At 33.6% G+C, this 1,855-nt stretch carries 2 protein-coding genes and 1 pseudogene; all 3 read left to right on the top strand.

The window, feature by feature from the left end; translation table 11 throughout:
- Positions 1 to 289: pseudogene (locus COZ07_RS09000) on the top strand (diaminopimelate decarboxylase); the annotation flags it as partial.
- A gap of 27 nt (positions 290 to 316) precedes the next feature.
- Positions 317 to 1,555 carry an aspartate kinase gene (locus tag COZ07_RS08995; RefSeq protein WP_406608230.1) on the top strand — a complete coding sequence of 413 codons (1,239 nt, stop codon included), beginning with the start codon at positions 317 to 319 and terminating at the stop codon, positions 1,553 to 1,555.
- A gap of 21 nt (positions 1,556 to 1,576) precedes the next feature.
- The coding region (locus tag COZ07_RS08990) for a dihydrodipicolinate synthase family protein (RefSeq protein WP_406608229.1) at positions 1,577 to 1,855 on the top strand (279 nt) is incomplete at its 3' end.

The raw sequence follows: 1,855 nt of genomic DNA, 5'->3' as shown, positions 1-1,855 counted from the left end.
TATATTAGATAAAATTGATACTACTCCTCAAGAAATAGTAACTATAGCTGGCAAATGCTGCGAATCTGGAGATATTCTAATTAAAGATTTAAAACTTCCCCTAGCTGCTTTGGGTGATCTTCTGGTGGTATTCTCCACCGGAGCTTACCATTATTCTATGTCGAGTAATTATAATGGGTTACCCAGGCCAGCAGTAGTATTAGTAAATAATGGTAAATCTGGTTTGATGGTCCAAAGAGAAACCTATGCTGATCTAGTAAAAAATGATACTATACCAGAATGGTTTTAAATAAAAAATAATATAAAGGTGATAATTATGAGGATAGTAGTAAAATTTGGCGGAACCAGCGTCCAAGATACGGTAAGAATTAAAAAAGCTGCTCAATCAATAATCCAACAGGCAAAAAAAGGATATGAAGTAGTAGCAGTGGTTTCAGCAATGGGAAATACTACCGATACCTTAACTTCTTTACTTAAAAACTCCGTTAAAGATCGTATTGAAGACAGAGATTATGCTGATTTTGTCTCGATGGGAGAACGGATAAGTGCAAGGATTTTATCAGCTACCATTAAATCTATGGGATTTACTTCGAAATACTTTGATCCTGCTGATGATAATTTTCCCATTATTACCGATTCAAACTTCAATCAAGCAAAAATTCTTTCTCCGGAGAGTAAAGAAAAATGCCAAAAGATTATTGAGCCCTTACTTAAAAAAGGAATCATTCCAATAGTATGTGGTTTTTTAGGAAAAAACTGTGAAGACGGAAGTATAACTACTTTAGGCCGAGGAGGTAGTGATATTACCGCCTTTGCCTTAGGAAATTTTTTACAAGCAGATGAAGTAATAATTGTAACTGATGCGGTAGGAGTTTTAAGCGCTGATCCTCGAATAATAAAAAAACCAGTAACTTTAAAAGAAATAAGTGTGGAAGAGATGGGAATCCTGGCTGAAGGAGGGGCAAAAGTTTTACATCCCCAAGCCTTAAAATATAAAACTGACCAAATGAAGGCCAAGATAATCCATTTTCAAAATGGAGATTTAGAGACAGAAGGAACAGAGATAACCGGTGCTTTTAAAAGTAAGCTAACTCTTTTTAAAGAAAAACTTACTATGTTAACTATTCTGGGATCTGAAATTTTTGATACTCCAGGACTATTAAAAAAGATAATCTCTCCTATTTCCGATAATCTTATTAGTCTATATGGAGTATCTATAGGGACTAAGCATATTGGAATCTATGTGATACAAAATTATGCCCAAAAATCTTATGATTTAATTCACCCGGTGGTAATTGAAGATGAAAGATTAAAGTCAGTTACTTTAAAAAAAGATATTGCTTTAATCATTGTTAGGAGCCGGGATTTTATAGAAACACCTGGTATTATCCAACAAATAACTCAACCACTGGCTAATAAAGATATAAATATAATTGAAATGACTACTATTAAAACCGATATTTTAATCTTTTTAGATTGGAAAGACCGAGAATTTGCTTTTCAAATAATAAATAAATCTTTAGCAGAAGCAGGGATCGTGATAACTAATAATTAAATTAAAAAGGAGGAATAGAAAATGTTTAAAGGATCTTTGGTAGCTATGATCACCCCATTTACAAAAAATAATAAAGTTGATGAAAAAGGAATAGAGGAATTAGTAGAATTTCAGATTAAAAATGGAACCAATGGTATTGTCCCTTGCGGCACCACTGGAGAATCACCTACTCTTTCTCATGAGGAACATAAAAAAGTGGTTGAACTGACTATAAAAGCAGTAGCCGGAAGAGTCCCGGTAATCGCCGGAACTGGATCAAATTGTACTCAAGAAGCATTAGACTTAACTTCTTACGCTAAA

Source organism: Candidatus Infernicultor aquiphilus (assembly GCF_002784285.1).
Taxonomy (GTDB): Bacteria; Atribacterota; Phoenicimicrobiia; order Phoenicimicrobiales; family Phoenicimicrobiaceae; genus Infernicultor; species Infernicultor aquiphilus.
This window is presented reverse-complemented; position numbering and strand designations above follow the sequence as displayed.

Bases quoted from the DNA above. Each gene is read 5' to 3' on its own strand.
- COZ07_RS08995 (WP_406608230.1), top strand. From the start codon at position 317: ATGAGGATAGTAGTAAAATTTGGCGGAACCAGCGTCCAAGATACGGTA.